Source organism: Candidatus Enterococcus ikei (assembly GCF_017316105.1).
GTDB lineage: Bacteria > Bacillota > Bacilli > Lactobacillales > Enterococcaceae > Enterococcus_L > Enterococcus_L ikei.
The window spans coordinates 51,375-68,356 of the sequence record NZ_JAFLWD010000021.1 but is presented as its reverse complement, the minus strand read 5'-3'; the positions used below and the strand labels follow the sequence as shown (position 1 = coordinate 68,356).

The following is a 16,982-nucleotide window of genomic DNA, read 5'->3' as shown; positions in this document are numbered from 1 at the left end:
TGTTTGGCGTTCTGGCACTTTGAATTGGTAATATTTTTTCTCACCAATTAATGAAATATTTCCAGAAGATGATTGATTCAACTGTAGCGGTATACTTTGTGCAAACATTGAATTGTTTTGTCTTAGTCTCGACGGTTCTAACGGAAGTGGCATATTCCTTAATTCAGACTTACTTTCTTTTTCAGTTGTCTTTTTATTTTCCGCTTTTGAATCATCTGTTTTCTTTTCAGTCACTGACTGTTCTTGCGTTACTTCGCTACTAGTTTCTGACGTCCAGCTTTCTTCCGATACCTCCCTTGTTGCCGATGTTTCACTTTCTTCCACAGATGAATCTAGAATAGATGTTTCTTCCGTTACTTGAGTAGCATCTTCCTTAGAATTCTCCGTCTGCTCTTCCTTTTCTTCATACAAATCCATCGTATTCGACAGATTTATTTTCGATATATCTGCTTGTAAAAACAATTGCTCTGTTTCACTCTCAGACATTTCAGGTGTTGAAAAATTATAAACGCTCTTCTCATCTTTCCCGATTATCTGCTGTTCAACTTCCAATAAAACTAAGGGCGCAGTATTCTTTGTCTCCCCTGGATAATCAGCTAGTTTTTTGACTACTTGTTCTGCTTCTAATGCATAACTTTCTGTCTTTGGTGTATAACGAATCAGTGTAGCTATTTTTTTTTGACTCAGCACTGGATAATAATGCTCTTCAGTCAGTCCCTCTTGTGTCACCGAAAATAACGCTATTGGTTCTTGAATCGTATAAGAATCTTTTTCTATTCCTGATTCCTCTACCAAATTTTCTACTTGTCTTCTGTCGCTATTCTTTTCTTCAGAAGCCTTAATCACATGCATTGTCTGATTTAACGATTGATTTTCTTCCATCGCTACCGCATAAATCGTCGATGAACCATATTGAAATAACATGATCCATACTAAAAATAACTGAACCCAACTCTTTTTCTTTCCCATTTTCCCATCTCCTTTTTCTTAAAAAAATTATTTCTATCTTAGTGTAAAAAAAGATATACGCTCGGTCAATGCAGGTAAAATATTCCTAATAAAATAACAAAACATACTTTAATTAACTGTAATCATTTATAATTAAAAATAGAATTAACAATGGAATTCTCTGAACCTATCAGTGTGAAATAGTCTTATCCGTAATTAAAAAATGTATTTATTCATTATTATTAAAAACAATAAGAAAACATTAAATTTACTTAGAATTCATATAAAAAACGAATGAACTTATTTCCAAACAGACAATGCTGGAAATAAATTCATTCGTTATTTTCTTTAAAACTCATCTTTCTAAATATCTAATGACACGTTTACTTCTTGCAGAGGAACATCGTAAAATCGATCTTCTCTTCTTCCTAAGAAATCTTTTCCTTGTTGCGGGAATAAAGCATACATCAACACATCTTCAGTTGATTTTGCATATTTTGCGATTTCTTGTTCGTACTGCGGAAGTTCCGGCGTCAATAAGTCAGCTGGTCTGACCGTAATCACTTCTTCTTCCCCAATGATCAATTTCGTCATTTCTTCTGAAATTGCCACAGGCGGTTTTCCATATAGACCTTTGACGTAATCTTTGATTTCTTTTGGTACCATTTTATAACGTTCTCCACTGATCACATTCATAACTGCTTGGGTTCCTACCATTTGAGATAGTGGTGTTACAAGCGGTGGATAGCCTAAATCAGCACGTACTTTCGGTACTTCTCTTAACACTTCTTCGTATTTATCTGCTAGTCCTTGCTCTGTCAGCTGACTCAATAAATTTGATAACATGCCCCCAGGTACTTTGTAGATCAATGTTTTCGGCTCTGTATCTTTTACTTTAGGATTCAACAAGCCTTCTTCTCTAAATTTATCCCGAATCGGATTAAAATAATCAGCAGCTTCTGCCACTTTTTTCATGTCTAAATGAGTATCATAACCTAAATTTTCTAACGCAAGCGCCATCGATTCTGTGGCTGGCTGACTCGTTCCTCCAGAAAAAGAAGAAATTGCCGTATCAATAATGTCCGCACCAGCTTCAATCGCTTTTAAATATGTCATTTCAGAAATCCCACTAGTTGCATGTGTATGAACTTCTAATGGTACTTGGATTTTATTCTTGATTTCCGTTACTAAACGATAGGCATCATCAGGTGTGAGAATTCCTGCCATATCTTTAATACAAATAGAATCGGCACCCATTTTTTCTAATTCTGTAGTCAAACCAACAAAATAATCGATCGTATGAAAATTACTCGTCGTATATGAAATCGCTGGCTGACAATGTCCTCCAAATTTCTTTGTTGCTTCAATTGAGGTTTGCAAGTTTCTTGTATCATTTAGCGCATCAAAAACACGAATAATATCAATGCCATTTTCGATTGATTTTTGCACAAAGGCTTCTACCACATCATCGGCATAATTTTTATAACCAAGTAAATTTTGACCTCGTAAAAGCATTTGTAATTTGGTATTTTTCACTGCTTTGCGAATGGTTCTTAAACGTTCCCAAGGATCTTCGTTCAAAAAACGAATACAGGCGTCAAACGTTGCTCCGCCCCACATTTCTAAGGCGTGATAACCTGCTTCATCCAAGGTTTGAATGATCGGTAGCATATCACTTGTCGGCATTCGTGTGGCGATTTGGCTTTGTTGTCCATCACGTAGCACGGTTTCGGTAAAAAGGATTTTTTTTGTCATTTCATCCTTCCTTTCTCAATAAGTTGACTGATTGCATCTTGCATTTCTTCTACACTATGACGTCTTTGTCTACCGCAGACTTTTGCTTCTTCTTCGCAGATAAAACAGGTTCTTGGCGTATGATTTAATTCCGTGCGGCTGATTGAATATAGCTGATGATCCTTTAAGGCAATCACATCTAAATCCATCAAGCGTCCATAATCATGAGTTTCTTCGATTTGAATCAGCTGTTTTTTCAATGCTTCAGGTGTTTCATTAAGGGCTAGATAATATTCAGAACCTGTTTTTAACTCTTGATATTTACGAGCGACTATTTTTTCAGGAGGAAAAAGAGAATTGATCTCTTTAATGACAGTTAAAAATGCGTGTCGTAGTTGCTCATTGGTCTTGATAGGTCCTGGAATATTCATCGTAGCGCTTAATAAAGCACATGTAGGATGCTTTTTTAAAAGTTCTTTCTGCATGTCCACTCGTTTTTCCCGAGCATTCAGCATGTCTAGTAAAGTAACTGTTTCTCCCTTTAAATAGGCTTTAGACATTTTTTACCACATCGATAATTGAACCATCACGATATTCAATCAATGCAACGATTTTATCACCATATTTGATCTCATCTGGTTTACTCACAATACTATATGCTTTTTCTTGTAGTTCTTTCATCGTCAACTGTGGAACATCCAATGCTTTAAAATGTTCGATTAAATCTTGGCGTTCTGGATTAATGGCTATACCGACTTCTGTCACCACAACATCAATACTGCTGCCTGGTGTTACGACTGTATTGACTTCTTCAACAATCGTTGGAATTCTCCCTCTGATCAATGGTGCGATCACCAAACTCATCTTGCACGCAGCACTAGTATCCGAATGTCCGCCGGATGCTCCACGAATAACTCCGTCTGATCCCGTAATAACGTTGACATTGAAATTCGTATCGATTTCAAGTGCGGAAAGGATTGCTGTATCTAATTGATTGATCACAGAACCCTTGCTTAATGGCGAAGCGTACATATTTGCATCAATTTCGTAGTGATTGTCATTTTTGCCTAATGAAACAGCAGATGGATGGTCAAAATCTTGGACATCGATGATTTTTTCGACTAGTCCTTCTTCCAATAATTCAACCATTGCGTTTGTGATACCACCTAAAGCAAAGCTTGCTGTGATACCATCTTTGATCATTGCTTCTTTCAAAAATCTAGAAACAGCTAAGGCTGCTCCACCAGTTCCTGTTTGGAAAGAGAAACCATTTTTATAATAAGGTGAATGCGTGATAACTTTAGTCGCATATTCTGCAATCAATAGCTCTTTCGGATTTTTTGTAAAACGCGTAGCGCCTTTCGCAATCCCATCAGGATCACCGATTGCATCAACTTCTACAACAAAGTCAACATCTGTTTGTGGAATGCTGATTGGTGTATTTGGATAAGGCATCAAACTATCCGTGATGATCACTACTTGATCTGCATATTTCGCATCGATCATCGCATAGCCTAACGAGCCGCAAGTTGCTTTGCCTTTAGTTCCATTTACATTTCCATATGCATCCGAACTTGGAGCACCAAGAAACGCTACATCAATATGAATATCTCCTGCAGCAATCGCTCTCGCACGTCCTCCATGAGAACGAATCACAACTGGATTTTCCATGATTCCTTCAGAAATAGCAGCGCCGACTTTATCACGTAACCCACTAGAAGTAATATTGGTCACCACACCATTTTTAATATGATCAATCAATGGTTCATGAACATTTGCGATTGAGCTAGGTGCAATCGATAAATTTTTGATTCCCATCGCTGCAATTTCGTTTAAAACCATATTCATAACAAAATCGCCTTCACGAAAATGATGATGGAAGGAAATCGTCATACCGTCCTTCAAACCTGTTTTTTCAATTGCTTCTCTTAAATTACCTAATAATTTTGTATCTCTTGGTCTAACTGGATTGATCGTGCGACTTGCTTCCTTGTATTCATTAATATTCGCTAGCTCACCTTTAAATAAACCGTATTGTTCAGCATAATTATCTGGAATTTCTTTGCCTACATTATTTTTCATTTTAGACTTCCTCCTCAGAAATTAATTTTGCTGCAATGGCTAAAGCAATCACTCGCTCTGCTCGTTCAACAATTGGTTTATCCACCATTTTTCCATTGACCGAAATCACGCCTGAACCTTTCGCTTCTGCTTCACGAATGCCCCAGATCACTTCCTTGGCGTTTTGGATTTCTTTTTCAGTCGGTTCATAGACACTATTTACTAATGGAATTTGCCGTGGGTTGATGACTGATTTACCATCAAAACCTAATTGTTTGATCAGCTCAACTTCTGCAAGAAATCCTTCCGTATTATCGACATCTGAATAGACGGTATCGATTGCCGCAATTCCAGCTGCTCTAGCTGAATGCAGAATAAAACTACGGGCAAAAAATAATTCTTGTCCATTTGGATAGCGATGTGTTTTCATATTTGTTACATAATCTTCAGCACCAAGCGCAATACCGATTAATCGGTCACTAGCTTGAGCGATTTCGCGAGCATTTAAAACACCTTCAGCTGATTCAATTGCTGCCATCATTTTAGTTGTACCAACAGTGATTTCATACTTTGTTTCCATTTCTGTGATTACCGCAGCCACATCAACAATATCTTGAGCTGTTTCTGTTTTAGGTAAACGAATGACATCAACCCCAGCTAAAACCATCGCTTCAACATCCTGACGGCCGACTGTGTCTAGTCCATTGATTCGTACAACAGTTTCCACACTCGAATAATCAAAGGTCCTCAAGGCATTATAAACAAGTAAACGGGCACTATCTTTTTCCTTTAAAGAAACCGCATCTTCTAAGTCAAACATCAACGAATCAGCACCATATAACGTCGCGTCTCTTAGCATTGAAGCATTCGCTCCAGGCACAAACATCATCGTTCTTCTTAAGCGTTCCATGTATTTAACACCTGCCAGTCTACATTTTCTTCGCCAGCAGCACGATAAACAGCTGCCACCGTTCGAGCTTGAATTGTACAATCCAATGCCCCTTTATCAATTGCCTGAATCTTCGCATCAGTAACAGACAACTTATTTAAGGTTTCTTGTATTTTTTCACGAATTTGACGTCCAAATTGCTTTTCAACACTGCTGTCCAGTTCAATAAGAATTCCTTGTCCACTGTTTTTTCCAATTGTAATCATAATATCGCTTGATTCAGTTGTACCAGCAGATGCGTTTTGTTTGATTTCCAAAATGTACACCTCATTACTTATTTTTTTGTTTCAATATTTCCTCAAAAGTTTTTGGTGGAACAAGAGGTTGGATCGCTGCATAATCTTCCTGTTCCATTAAACCCCGAACTCTAGTAGCACTGACAACTTCTTCACCAATTCGCTTTCTTGGTAAAATAACTAGCTTTAGCTCGGAACCAAAGGTCTTTTTCATCGCCTGATTGTAAATTTCAGTTACTTCTGAAAATGGCTCTTCTCCAACAAATCTAGTTGAAATTGACAGTGCAGATGCTATCTTTTCTTTAAATAAAGTAGCATCCAAAACAGCCTGAACTTGAGCAATACTAGCCTGCGCCTGATCCTTCAAAAAATAAGATGGAAAGGTCGCACTGGACACCATATATTCTCTTGTTGGTAAAACAACAACATTTGATAAATGACTGGTTCCTTCTTTTACCAGTTCAAAACGTGTCGTTGCATCAAAGAGCGAGCGATCCTCAGATAAAACAAAAATATAAACTGTTTCTGCACATTTCGCAGCTTCTGTAACCAAATATAAATGACCATTCGTAAATGGATTTGCATTCATTACAATTGCTGCATTGTGCTTTGTCATTCGTTCATGCTTTTTAAGTTCCACTAGATAGTCTTCAAAATCAGGAAAACCCTGCTCCATAAAAACCAGTTCAGCTGTTACCGCAATTTCAGTAAAACCTAAAGAGCGAAACAACTTACTAGTTTTTGGTTTTGTATATAAAAAATAATGCTGATAGCCTATTTCCTGTAATCTTTCTCGTAAAGATTGAATAATTTGAGAAAGCAGATTTTCATTTTGATAGGAAGAATCAATGGCAATACATTTTAAAATGTTTCGAAAAATCGATCCTGTTCCAATCAGTTTTTCCTGATCATAGATACCAATCGTATAGTCTAACTGGTCATCTGGTATAAGATCGGCGTTAATCAAAAAATCTGACCACTGCTGTTTTGCTGCAAAATCTCGATCAAGCCAAATTCTTCTGACGTTCATTGTTTAACACATCCATCCTAGCTTTTCGGTGGGAATAATTTATTTAACATAAACGACGCAAAGTAAATCACGAAAATGACAACAAACACGCCACCCCAACCAAAAACCAATAGTTCTAATGATTTTAATAAATCAGCTGACATAAACAAGCTCCTTTCTCTTTCTTCTATCAAATGCTACGCAAGTAATGCTAATAATAAGCCGCCCGCAATAACTGAGGCAATCTGTCCAGATACATTTGCACCTGCAGCATGCATTAAAATAAAGTTCTGTGGATCTTCGTCTGTTGCCATTTTTTGAATCACTCGACTAGACATTGGGAATGCTGAAATTCCTGCTGCACCGATCATCGGATTGATTTTTTCTTTTCTAAACAGATTCAATAATTTGGCAAATAAGACACCACCAACTGAATCCATTACAAAAGCAACTAACCCCAAACCAATAACCATTAACGTATCAATTTGTAAAAATTCTTCGTATTGCATTTTTACTGAAATTGCCAATCCTAGTACAATACTGATGATGTTTACTAACTCATTTTGCGCTGTCACAGATAAACGATCCAAGACACCACACTCACGCAGTAAGTTCCCAAACATTAAGAACCCAACGAGTGGAAGGGAAACTGGTGCTACCAAGCCAGCTACAACTGTAATTACGACAGGGAATAAAATTTTCGCTGTTTGTGATACTTCGCCAGCACGATAAGTCATGCGGATTTTACGCTCTTTTTTCGTTGTAACAGCTTTGATTGCCACTGGTTGAATAATCGGAACCAAGGCCATATAAGAATAAGCTGCCACCATAATCGCACCCATATATTTCGAATTCAACGTGTTCGCAACGAAGATAGACGTTGGACCATCTGCTGCTCCGATAATCCCGATAGACGCCGCATCATTTAAATCAAAGCCTAATAAAACGGCCGCAATAATTGTAAAGAAGATCCCAAATTGCGCGGCTGCACCGAACAATAATAAAAATGGATTTTGTAATAATGGCCCGAAATCGATCATAGCGCCAATTCCGATAAATAGTAATAATGGAAATAGCTCTGTTGAAATTCCTATATCAAACAACACTTGAAAAGGACCAGCTTCTCCGCCAGCACTTAGTACACCAGAATTAGGAAAATTGACTAATATCGTTCCTAATCCCATTGGAACAAGTAAGGTAGGTTCGTACTCTTTTTTGATTCCCAAATACATCAGGATGCCTCCGATGACCATCATTACAATACGTCCCGGCTCTTGCCCCATTCCTACTACGCCTTCAATTAATGTTTCCACAAACGTCACTTCCTCTTTTTAAATTAAACTACTTTTTTCTATTTAATTGATTGTAATTAACGGTTCTCCTGGATTGACCATATCACCTTGTTGGACATGAATCCCTGTGACCGTGCCAGATTTACCAGCTACGATTTCATTTTCCATCTTCATAGCTTCAAGAATCATCAATGGTTGATTTTCTTGTACAGTATCACCAACATTTACTAAAATCTTCAAGATTGTTCCAGGCATAGGTGATGGCATTGCATCGTTTCCAGCTGGCGTACTTTTTTCAGGAGCTGCTTGCTCGACTGGTGTCGGTGTTGGTGCTGCTTCAACTGCAGGCGCTGTCGGTGCTGCTGGTGTTGCAACTGGTGCTTGCGGTACCCCACCAATTTCTTCCATTTCTACTAAATACTCTTTTCCATCAATTGAAATTTTGAACTTACGTAACATTTTTCTTCCTCCTAAAATTTAAAGTGTAATGGGCTGTCCGGGCTCGACTGAAAAATAGGAAATTATGACTGAGGTGCTTTTTTCCTCTTTCATAATTTATCTTTTTTCCAACAAACTGACCGAAGCTATCAAGTAATCCAAAAGCTAAGTCGTTCTTTTCTCCTTGATTGACCGAATGACAAACTGACTTTCTGTGTGATCAGCCGATGCAATACTAGTAGCGATCACAGAAACTAATTGTGCTTCTGGATTTCTTTTTGAAATGCGTTTAATAACAAATTCACTTTCTGGTTGATCTCCAGCAGCAATTGCTGTTGCAATCAGCGAAACAAGTTGATACTCTTTGCTTTCTGCTGGAATGTACCCAACAACTTCCTGCCATTCATTCTGTTCTTCTATAGTAGGAGAAAGTGGTGCTTCATTCGTTTTTATTTCTGTTTTTTCTTTATTAAACAGCCGTTCAAATAGACCCATGAACTCACATCCTTTCTGTTTATGAATTCATTATAGGTAAAAACGATTACAATAAAATGAAATCATCAAGCTTAAATTGTTCTTTCGCTGTTTCTCTTTGTCCCAAAACTTCTAAACCGTTAAAAAACATTGATATATCAACGTTTACAAGCATTTAAGGTTTTATTAATATCTTATTAATATCTCTTTAAGAAACCGCTCTCATTCATGTTTTTTGGTGTTCTTTTTCTATTTATCATCTATTTATCTAAACTTTATTAGATTAAACTTAGCCTTGTTAAACGAAACAAGAAAGGGCTTTCTAATTTTACCTTACTGTTATTTTTCTATAGACCCAACACCACAAAGAGACGCCCGATTGTTTCGGAAAACGAATTCAGTGTTGAAGGAGAGAAAAAAATGTTATTAACTGTTTTGTCTTATGTGATGATCGTCGTCTTCATGTTTGTCATCATGAAAAAGAAAATGTCACCGTTTACAGCTTTAGTTTTGATTCCACTGATTTTTGCCCTGGTCGCAATGTTTGCCGGTGTTTCTAAGAAAGGCTCTATCGGAGACTTTGTGATGGAAGGAATCAAAACAACATCCACCACTGGTATCATGTTATTGTTTGCCATTCTTTATTTTTCAATTATGTTGGATGCGGGACTATTTGACCCAATCACTAAAAAAATGATTCACATCGCAAAAGGCGATCCGATGAAAGTCTTGATCGCTACAGCTGTTGTTGCAGCAGCCGTTTCTCTTAACGGAGATGGTACAACAACAACCTTGATTTGCTGTTCTGCTTTTATTCCTATTTATAAAAAATTGGATATGAAATTAATGAACTTAGCGGTTATTGTTATTTTGCAAAACACGATCATGAACTTACTTCCTTGGGGTGGACCGACTGCTCGTGCGATGAGTGTGTTGAATGTTGGGGCTGAAATTTTAGCTTATCTAATTCCTGGAATGATCATTGCCTTGCTTTATGTCATTTTCATCGTTGCACCTTCGATGGGTAGAAAAGAACGTGCTCGTCTTGGAATCAAACAACTGACAGACGAAGAAATCGATGCCATGACAACTGTTACAGATGAAGAAACTTTAGCAATTCGTCGACCTAAAATTTGGTTATTCAATGCTATTTTAACGATTTCATTGATTGCGTTACTAGTAACCGACTCATTTGTTGGGCTTGGCTTACCACCATTGTTCTTATTCTTAACAGGTACAGTTATTGCCTTGATGGTCAATTACCCTGTTTTAAAAGATCAATCTAAACGAATTGGTGCCAATGGCGGCGATGCGGTGCAAGTGGTTATCTTAGTTTTTGCGGCAGGTGTCTTTATGGGACTTTTCCAAGGAACTGGTATGGCAGATGCATTAGCTCAAAGTTTCACAAAAATCATTCCGAATCAATTGGCTGGTTTTTGGGGCTTAGTTATTGCGTTGATTTCCGCTCCTGGTACCTTCTTTATTTCAAATGATGGTTTTTACTTTGGTGTGTTACCTGTTTTAGCCGAAGCTGGACGTGCTTACGGCTTTACCGATATGCAAATGGCATTAGCTTCATTGATGGGACAAGCATTCCACTTGTTAAGTCCATTAGTTGCCTTCATTTATCTATTACTTCGTTTAACAGGTCTAGATATGGGGCAATGGCAGAAAGAATCAGCGAAATGGGCGTTAGGAATCTTTATTATCTTTGTTGTAACAATCGTCCTAACTGGTCATATGCCGCTGTATATTCCACAATAAAACTTAATCCTTGAAGAGGTTGGGACGGAAGTGTTTATTTCCGAAGGTGTTGCTTCTGTTCCCACCGTTTATTCAAATTTTAAGTGAGTGAGACGTGACTCAGAGAGTTTTATCCCACTCACTTCTATTTAAAAAGAAGATTTTCTTATATTTTTTAGCCTATTCTTAGCAATAGTCAATAGAAATATTCAGTAATTTTTCCTACTATTTAATTAGCAGAGGAGTGATCCGATGAGCACAGTATCAGAAGCAGTTGGAAAAAATTTGGATCTAAGCGTAAATGAACCATTAAAGGAACTTGTTTATAAAGCCTTTCGAAAAACAATCATTCTTGGTGAAATTCCAGCGGGACAACGAATCAATGAAAAAGAATTTTCTGAGATAATGAATATCAGCCGTACGCCGATTCGCTATGCTTTACAAAAACTAGTTGAAGAAGGCTTAGTTGATCATGTACCAGGAGTTGGAATTATCGTAAGAGGGATTTCACTTAACGATGCAAATGAAATCTACGCTATTAGAAAATCGCTGGATGTCTTAGCAACAATCACAGCGATGAAAGAAATGTCTTCTGAAGATTTTGAAGAGCTAAAGATACTTTTAGAAGAAACCGAAAAGCTGAATGAACAAAATGAAATCGATCAAGTGCTACAAAAATTTTCCGATTTTAATGAGTTGATCTATGAAAAAAGCAAGATGTTGCGTTTAAAATCAATCGTCATGAAATTACGTGAGTACCTAGTTTACTTCCGCGATATTTCTATACGATCTAAAGATCGCCGAGATAAAGCGTTACATGAACATTGGCTGATTTATAAATGCATGGTGAATCAAGAAGAAGAGCAATTAGAGCTATTGATTACAGAACACCTAGATTATTCGCAAACATTTATCATTAAAGAAATGGAAAAACATTTAAATGAAACAGCTAAATAAACAACCCATTCCACAAGAAATTGGTGCATTTGCTTTACAAGCTTTATTATATGAAGCTGCTCTTTACCCTAAACCTGGTTTGGTCGATCCTGTAAGTTGCGGCGCACATGTAGACATGAATTATTTTACTTTTATTGATAGCAGTGCCGCTCTTGCTCCTTTTTTTACTGAATATGTATCTTTGGGTTTAGCTCATGACGGAACTCCATTTGACTTGTTTAAAAAGGTTCGTTTATTAGGACAACATGCTGAAACAGCAATGCTAAACAAAACCAATGGCATCAATACTCATAAAGGCGCAAATTTTTCTTTTGCTTTGTTATTGAGTGCCACAGGAAAAATCATTCAGGAGAAAAAACGAGTTATCCCCTTTTCAAAAAAAGATACCTCTGAGGTTTTTGACTATGTAAAACAAATGACAAATGGTTTGCTTGCAAAAGATTTTGCTGATCTCTCTCAAAAACCCCAGTTAAGTTATGGCGAGCAGCTTTATTTAAAACATGGCATCCTTGGTATTAGAGGTGAAGCAGAAGCAGGCTATCCTGCGCTTAAAAATACTGCCCTACCATTTTTAAGAAAAAACTGCGAAAATGAACAGCGCACTACCTTTTTATTATTACTGTTGCATTTAATGGCTACGATCGAAGATTCTAACTTGATCAAACGCGGCGGCATCCAAGCTTGGCACAGTGTCAAACAGCAAGCAGCTGAGCTATTACAGGATTTTTCTGCAAACTTTTCCGAAGAAAGACTGGAAAAGGAATTAGTGTTTTTTGACCAAGTACTAATTGAAAAAAATCTCAGTCCTGGCGGATCAGCTGATTTATTAGCATTAAGTTTCTTTTTTGGGCGATTGGAAGGTCTATTTTGAGGTGTTACATAGTTAGTAATACAAAAATAGGGCTGAGATATAACTCTTCACGTTATATCTCAGCCCTTTAAAATATAGTCTTCTTCACTATTCAATACTCGTTCCAGCCTCTTTGCCTTCTGGATTAAATAGATATCCGATCCCCCAAACTGTCTGTAAATATTTTGGTTTTTTAGGGTCATCTTCGATTTTATTTCTTAGATAATTAATATATACAGTGATCAGATTTTTATCCATATCTCCGTCACTCCAGACACTAGCATAAATCTGTTCTTTGCTAAATACTTGATACGGATTCTCCATGAAAAATAAGATCATCATGATTTCTTTAGAGGTCATATTTACAATTTCACCATTTTTACTAAATTGATATTGGTTTTTATCAAACGAAAAAACACCCTCTCTCAGCATTGTTTCTTCACGTTTTTGACTTAGTGTGAGCAATTGCTCTGTTCGATTCAAGGTACTGATGACTTGTGCTCGTAAAACATTCGGCGCAAATGGTTTCGAAAGATACACGTCTCCCCCTGATTCTAGACCACTGATAATATCTTGCTCGCTTTTTTTCCCACTGACAAATATAATCGGTGTCAAAGGTTGCCGTTCCCGAATTAATTGAGCCAAATGATAGCCGTCATTTTCATGTTCCAAGCTCACATCTAATAAAAACAATTGAAACGTCACTCGGTTCATGATATCTATTGTTTTTTCGATCGTATCACTCTGGTACACCAACAATCCCGTTGACTGAAGCGACTTCCAAATCAATCGGCGAATTGCAGGATCATCATCTACCACTAAAATTTTTTCGTTTCGCAACATGCACACCTCATTATTCTTTATACATTATCTATACAATAGCGGAATTATCTTTAAATTTCAACATGAACTTGTTATGATATGAACAGACTTTTAAAAGGAGCTAGACCAATGAAACGAACGACTAGAATTGTGAACATCATGATCGCTGCAATGATTATTTTTATTGTTGTATCCGTTTTCTTTGCGATCCGTGGTTTTTCCGTCATTCGCAAAACCACAACTGCTAGCGGACAAGACTTCTTATTGCAGTCAACAGAGTATGTGGGGAAAGTGATTCAGCTTTCTATGAAAAATCGACACCAAGCGTTAAACTACTTGGCTATAGACGGGAATTTAAAAAATAGTGATGATCCAGCTACTTATTTAAAAACCAGCTATTCTTCACTCAATACGTTTTTTGACTCGCTTAACAATGAAGCAAATGCGCTTTTTTATGTAGAACCAGACGGTACTCCTTTGTACGCCTTTCATTGGGACTCGGAAAAAAAACAGGTATCAATTGCTGATACTCAAACTATTCGTCCATTCATTAGCCATGATTTATCCTTAAAACAACTACTTGACAAGCCAACCGCTCAAAATGGTGATTCTTATTTTATCGATAAAAAAGCCTATATCAATTTTTATCAAGAAATCAGAACAGCATCTGGTGCTATCGATGGTTACTTGATTTTACCGTTAAATTTAGAAGCTTTCTATAAAAATTTTCTACAAGATTTTGAATTAGACTACAAGGGCTATCCTATGATTAAAGATCGCTCGATGACGGTTGTTATGCACCCTGTAAAGCAGCAAGTAGGCTTAGATATCATCAACGACCGTGAAAAGCTCTATCCAGATTTTGATTATTCTGATTTAAAACGATTAGAAAAATACCAGTTAACCCATTCCTCTGGAAAATTAACTTATAAATCCTACTGGTGGGATGAAGATACGCCCTCAGAAGTAGTAAAAATCAGTGCATTTGAATGGATCGATGTTGGCTTAGCACGTTGGGTTGTTGCTCTTAATGCAGATTATAACGAACGAAACGATGATATCATCAACTTCGTCATTGTTTTATCTTTCCTTTTAGTTTTACTGTTACTATTGCTTATCATCTGTTCGCTATTTATTCATAATTTTAGAAAAAAAGAAACGATTGAAGAAGAAAATCGCCGCTTGATCGAAAAGCAAAAGCAACAAAAAATGCAACATCAACTAGAATTAGAACTTTACCAACGAAATAAAATGGAAACAGTCGGTTTACTCACAACTTCGATCGTCCATGATATGAACAATTTCTTAACACCGATTATCGGTAATACACAGTTACTTCTGGAAGAATACACAGATAATCCTGTATTAGAAGCAGATTTAGAAGAAATTTTACATTCTGCCCAAAAAGGAAAACAGCTCTCATCGAATGTACTACGTTTTTCTAAAACCCAAAAAAGTATTCAAGAATGGATGGATATTTCGGCTGCTATCGGAGTGGCAACACATTTGATTGGAGAAATTATTCCTAGAAAAGTCCAACTCTCCCTCTCCATCCAAGAAAATTTAGGCACAACCAAATTGGAAGAAATCGATTTACAGAATTTAATCTATAATTTGATCACTAATGCCTATCAAGCAACAAAAGACAACGCAGACAAACAACAAAAAATTCGAATAACTGTTGCGCCTGCATCAAAAGAACTAACAGATTTGCTTAAAAAAGACAGTCACCGAATGAATCAGGCTGAAGGTTTTGTGACATTGGAGATTTCTGATAATGGTCCAGGAATTCCTGATGAATTAAAAGAAAAAATTTTTGAACCCTTCTTTACCACAAAAACTGCAGATGAAGGTACGGGTCTTGGTTTGTTCGCAGTTGCCTCGATCGTTGCCAAATACGAATGGCATTTGTCATTAGTTTCTGAAAAAGGACAAGGGACAAGTTTTTTCATCACTTTTCCAGTTTGTTCTTTAAAATAATCAGCTTAAGATGAGAGTGTGAGATTGAGATAGAAGTGCTTAATCTCGATAAATAAGCAGGATTGCTTCTGCTCCCACCGTTTATCCGGATTCCACGTGAGTGGTATATGACTCGTAGAGTTATATGACAGCCTCGTTCTCGTTTATTTTTATCCAGTAATAAATAGATCCTATTTATCAGGCTTTATAGTACTTTTTTCTCTCATTTTTCGTTATACTGATAAAGAAATCATTTTTGAAGGAGTTCTATTATGGGCAGTTATTTTAGTATTATTATTGGCATTATTTATCTAGTTGGCATATTTTTAATTCCAAAGTGGCGCAAAAAAAAAGAAGCTCAAGATTGGAAATTCTATGAATTACTTTGGTTTTCACTCTGTTTTATCTTTTATGTTATTTATTTGGAAGTCCAACTTCACACTTATTACTTTTTGATTCCGTCAAGCTTTTTGCTACTTTTTCTTTTCAGTTATTTTAAGGAAAAACGTAGGTTAGTAAACGGGTTATTATTCAACTTATTTCTAGTTGTTGGTATGACTTATTTGGCTTCTTTACTTGTTAGAACCTATAATCCACTATTGATCTTTTTGGCAGGAATCACACTTGTTGTCGTACTTCTGCTTATATTGATTGGACTTTATGCTTTACTTGTTTTCTTGTATTGGAATGCGATTGTTGTGATGCGTAAAGAAGGTCATTCTTTAGCAAACTTATTGACGTTACTTTTAGCAATTGGTTTAACGGTCTTTCTGATTTTCAATCATTATTCAACAAAAATTTTACCAGAGTGGGCTTCTTTATTATTTGGGATTTTACCGGTATCTATGTTATATTTTTCTATCGTTTTCTATAATTTTTTAACGATTTCAGTCATTTATCAATTCAATCAGCCTAAATATAATCAAGATTTCATCATCGTTTTAGGTTCAGGTTTGATTGATGGGAAAACAGTACCGCCACTTTTAGGAAAACGAATTGAAAAAGCGATTCAATTTTACAAAGCTCAGTCCCAAGCTACCTTAAGTCCACCTAAAATTCTTATGTCTGGCGGTAAAGGCGATGATGAACATATCGCTGAAGCTCTTGCAATGAAAAATTACGCACTTGAAAAAGGAATTCCAGAAGAAGATATTTTAGTTGAAACAAATTCAACAAACACTTTAGAGAACATGAAATTTTCTAAAGAAATCATGGAAACAACTTTTGGTGGAACAGACTTTCATGCAATCTTCACTACCAATAATTTCCATCTGTTTCGTGCAGGTCTTTTTGCGAAAATGGCCAATCTTAAGGCAGAAGGAATTGGGGCAAAAACAGCCTTTTACTTTCTGCCAAATGCGTTTTTAAGAGAGTTTGTTGCAATCGTAATGATGCACAAACGTCGCCACTTGATCATGTGCGGCCTAATCACTTTGATGATGATCTTCTTAGCATTAATTCAATACTTTGTAGTCTCACCTCACTAAAATTAAAACAACGAGGATGTGAC

The 16,982-nt window shown here is 36.7% G+C and carries 17 protein-coding genes; 5 read left to right on the top strand and 12 right to left on the bottom strand.

Features of this window, described 5'->3' with window-relative positions; genetic code table 11:
- From JZO69_RS09755 to JZO69_RS09710, 11 genes are all read right to left on the bottom strand, one after another.
- Positions 1-969 (bottom strand): hypothetical protein (locus tag JZO69_RS09755; RefSeq protein ID WP_207112682.1); only part of this gene is annotated, 969 nt, incomplete at its 3' end.
- A gap of 342 nt (positions 970-1,311) precedes the next feature.
- A complete protein-coding gene (locus tag JZO69_RS09750) occupies positions 1,312-2,703 on the bottom strand; it encodes an oxaloacetate decarboxylase subunit alpha (protein ID WP_207112681.1) in 1,392 nt (463 codons plus the stop codon).
- Complete coding sequence (gene citX / locus JZO69_RS09745; RefSeq protein ID WP_207112680.1) at positions 2,700-3,242, bottom strand: citrate lyase holo-[acyl-carrier protein] synthase; 543 nt, start codon at positions 3,240-3,242, stop codon at positions 2,700-2,702. The genes JZO69_RS09750 and citX overlap by 4 nt, the downstream gene beginning before the upstream one ends.
- Positions 3,235-4,764, bottom strand: a complete 1,530-nt coding sequence (citF, locus tag JZO69_RS09740) for a citrate lyase subunit alpha (protein ID WP_207112679.1) — start codon at positions 4,762-4,764, stop codon at positions 3,235-3,237. The genes citX and citF overlap by 8 nt, the downstream gene beginning before the upstream one ends.
- 1 nt (position 4,765) lies before the next feature.
- Positions 4,766-5,653, bottom strand: coding sequence for a citrate (pro-3S)-lyase subunit beta (gene citE / locus JZO69_RS09735; protein WP_207112678.1), 888 nt, complete (start codon positions 5,651-5,653; stop codon positions 4,766-4,768).
- Entirely contained in the window at positions 5,641-5,949 is a 309-nt protein-coding gene (citD, locus tag JZO69_RS09730) for a citrate lyase acyl carrier protein (protein WP_207112677.1), read from the bottom strand. The genes citE and citD overlap by 13 nt, the downstream gene beginning before the upstream one ends.
- 13 nt (positions 5,950-5,962) lie before the next feature.
- Positions 5,963-6,958 carry a [citrate (pro-3S)-lyase] ligase gene (gene citC / locus JZO69_RS09725; RefSeq protein WP_207112676.1) on the bottom strand — a complete coding sequence of 332 codons (996 nt, stop codon included), beginning with the start codon at positions 6,956-6,958 and terminating at the stop codon, positions 5,963-5,965.
- 17 nt (positions 6,959-6,975) lie between these two features.
- Positions 6,976-7,101 (bottom strand): OadG-related small transporter subunit, encoded by a 126-nt coding sequence (locus JZO69_RS16755; RefSeq protein ID WP_010760868.1) that lies wholly within the window; start codon positions 7,099-7,101, stop codon positions 6,976-6,978.
- A 33-nt stretch (positions 7,102-7,134) separates the two neighbouring features.
- Positions 7,135-8,250 carry a sodium ion-translocating decarboxylase subunit beta gene (locus JZO69_RS09720; RefSeq protein ID WP_207112675.1) on the bottom strand — a complete coding sequence of 372 codons (1,116 nt, stop codon included), beginning with the start codon at positions 8,248-8,250 and terminating at the stop codon, positions 7,135-7,137.
- Positions 8,251-8,292: 42 nt separating this feature from the next.
- Entirely contained in the window at positions 8,293-8,688 is a 396-nt protein-coding gene (locus tag JZO69_RS09715) for an acetyl-CoA carboxylase biotin carboxyl carrier protein subunit (protein WP_207112674.1), read from the bottom strand.
- 144 nt (positions 8,689-8,832) lie between these two features.
- On the bottom strand, positions 8,833-9,162 hold the full coding sequence (locus tag JZO69_RS09710) for a hypothetical protein (protein ID WP_010771669.1): 330 nt from the start codon (positions 9,160-9,162) through the stop codon (positions 8,833-8,835).
- 399 nt (positions 9,163-9,561) lie between these two features.
- Here JZO69_RS09710 and JZO69_RS09705 point away from each other — a divergent pair, with 399 nt between their 5' ends.
- From JZO69_RS09705 to citG, 3 genes are all read left to right on the top strand, one after another.
- Positions 9,562-10,905 carry a CitMHS family transporter gene (locus JZO69_RS09705; protein WP_207112673.1) on the top strand — a complete coding sequence of 448 codons (1,344 nt, stop codon included), beginning with the start codon at positions 9,562-9,564 and terminating at the stop codon, positions 10,903-10,905.
- 231 nt (positions 10,906-11,136) lie between these two features.
- A complete protein-coding gene (locus JZO69_RS09700; RefSeq protein WP_207112672.1) occupies positions 11,137-11,841 on the top strand; it encodes a GntR family transcriptional regulator in 705 nt (234 codons plus the stop codon).
- Positions 11,825-12,712, top strand: coding sequence for a triphosphoribosyl-dephospho-CoA synthase CitG (gene citG, locus JZO69_RS09695; protein WP_207112671.1), 888 nt, complete (start codon positions 11,825-11,827; stop codon positions 12,710-12,712). The genes JZO69_RS09700 and citG overlap by 17 nt, the downstream gene beginning before the upstream one ends.
- A gap of 87 nt (positions 12,713-12,799) precedes the next feature.
- Here citG and JZO69_RS09690 read toward each other — a convergent pair whose 3' ends face one another.
- Positions 12,800-13,531 (bottom strand): response regulator transcription factor, encoded by a 732-nt coding sequence (locus tag JZO69_RS09690; RefSeq protein WP_207112686.1) that lies wholly within the window; start codon positions 13,529-13,531, stop codon positions 12,800-12,802.
- A gap of 111 nt (positions 13,532-13,642) precedes the next feature.
- Here JZO69_RS09690 and JZO69_RS09685 point away from each other — a divergent pair, with 111 nt between their 5' ends.
- Positions 13,643-15,493 (top strand): sensor histidine kinase, encoded by a 1,851-nt coding sequence (locus JZO69_RS09685; protein ID WP_207112670.1) that lies wholly within the window; start codon positions 13,643-13,645, stop codon positions 15,491-15,493.
- 251 nt (positions 15,494-15,744) lie between these two features.
- Positions 15,745-16,959, top strand: coding sequence for a YdcF family protein (locus JZO69_RS09680; RefSeq protein ID WP_207112669.1), 1,215 nt, complete (start codon positions 15,745-15,747; stop codon positions 16,957-16,959).
- Positions 16,960-16,982: the final 23 nt, after the last annotated feature.

What these genes read in the sequence shown, in the direction of transcription:
- JZO69_RS09750 (WP_207112681.1), bottom strand. Translation starts at nt 2,703, where the DNA reads ATGACAAAAAAAATCCTTTTTACCGAAACCGTGCTACGTGATGGACAA.
- JZO69_RS09715 (WP_207112674.1), bottom strand. Translation starts at nt 8,688, where the DNA reads ATGTTACGTAAGTTCAAAATTTCAATTGATGGAAAAGAGTATTTAGTA.
- JZO69_RS09680 (WP_207112669.1), top strand. Translation starts at nt 15,745, where the DNA reads ATGGGCAGTTATTTTAGTATTATTATTGGCATTATTTATCTAGTTGGC.
- citF (WP_207112679.1), bottom strand. Translation starts at nt 4,764, where the DNA reads ATGAAAAATAATGTAGGCAAAGAAATTCCAGATAATTATGCTGAACAA.
- citX (WP_207112680.1), bottom strand. Translation starts at nt 3,242, where the DNA reads ATGTCTAAAGCCTATTTAAAGGGAGAAACAGTTACTTTACTAGACATG.
- citG (WP_207112671.1), top strand. Translation starts at nt 11,825, where the DNA reads ATGAAACAGCTAAATAAACAACCCATTCCACAAGAAATTGGTGCATTT.
- JZO69_RS09685 (WP_207112670.1), top strand. Translation starts at nt 13,643, where the DNA reads ATGAAACGAACGACTAGAATTGTGAACATCATGATCGCTGCAATGATT.
- citE (WP_207112678.1), bottom strand. Translation starts at nt 5,653, where the DNA reads ATGGAACGCTTAAGAAGAACGATGATGTTTGTGCCTGGAGCGAATGCT.
- JZO69_RS09700 (WP_207112672.1), top strand. Translation starts at nt 11,137, where the DNA reads ATGAGCACAGTATCAGAAGCAGTTGGAAAAAATTTGGATCTAAGCGTA.
- JZO69_RS09705 (WP_207112673.1), top strand. Translation starts at nt 9,562, where the DNA reads ATGTTATTAACTGTTTTGTCTTATGTGATGATCGTCGTCTTCATGTTT.
- citC (WP_207112676.1), bottom strand. Translation starts at nt 6,958, where the DNA reads ATGAACGTCAGAAGAATTTGGCTTGATCGAGATTTTGCAGCAAAACAG.
- JZO69_RS09710 (WP_010771669.1), bottom strand. Translation starts at nt 9,162, where the DNA reads ATGGGTCTATTTGAACGGCTGTTTAATAAAGAAAAAACAGAAATAAAA.
- JZO69_RS16755 (WP_010760868.1), bottom strand. Translation starts at nt 7,101, where the DNA reads ATGTCAGCTGATTTATTAAAATCATTAGAACTATTGGTTTTTGGTTGG.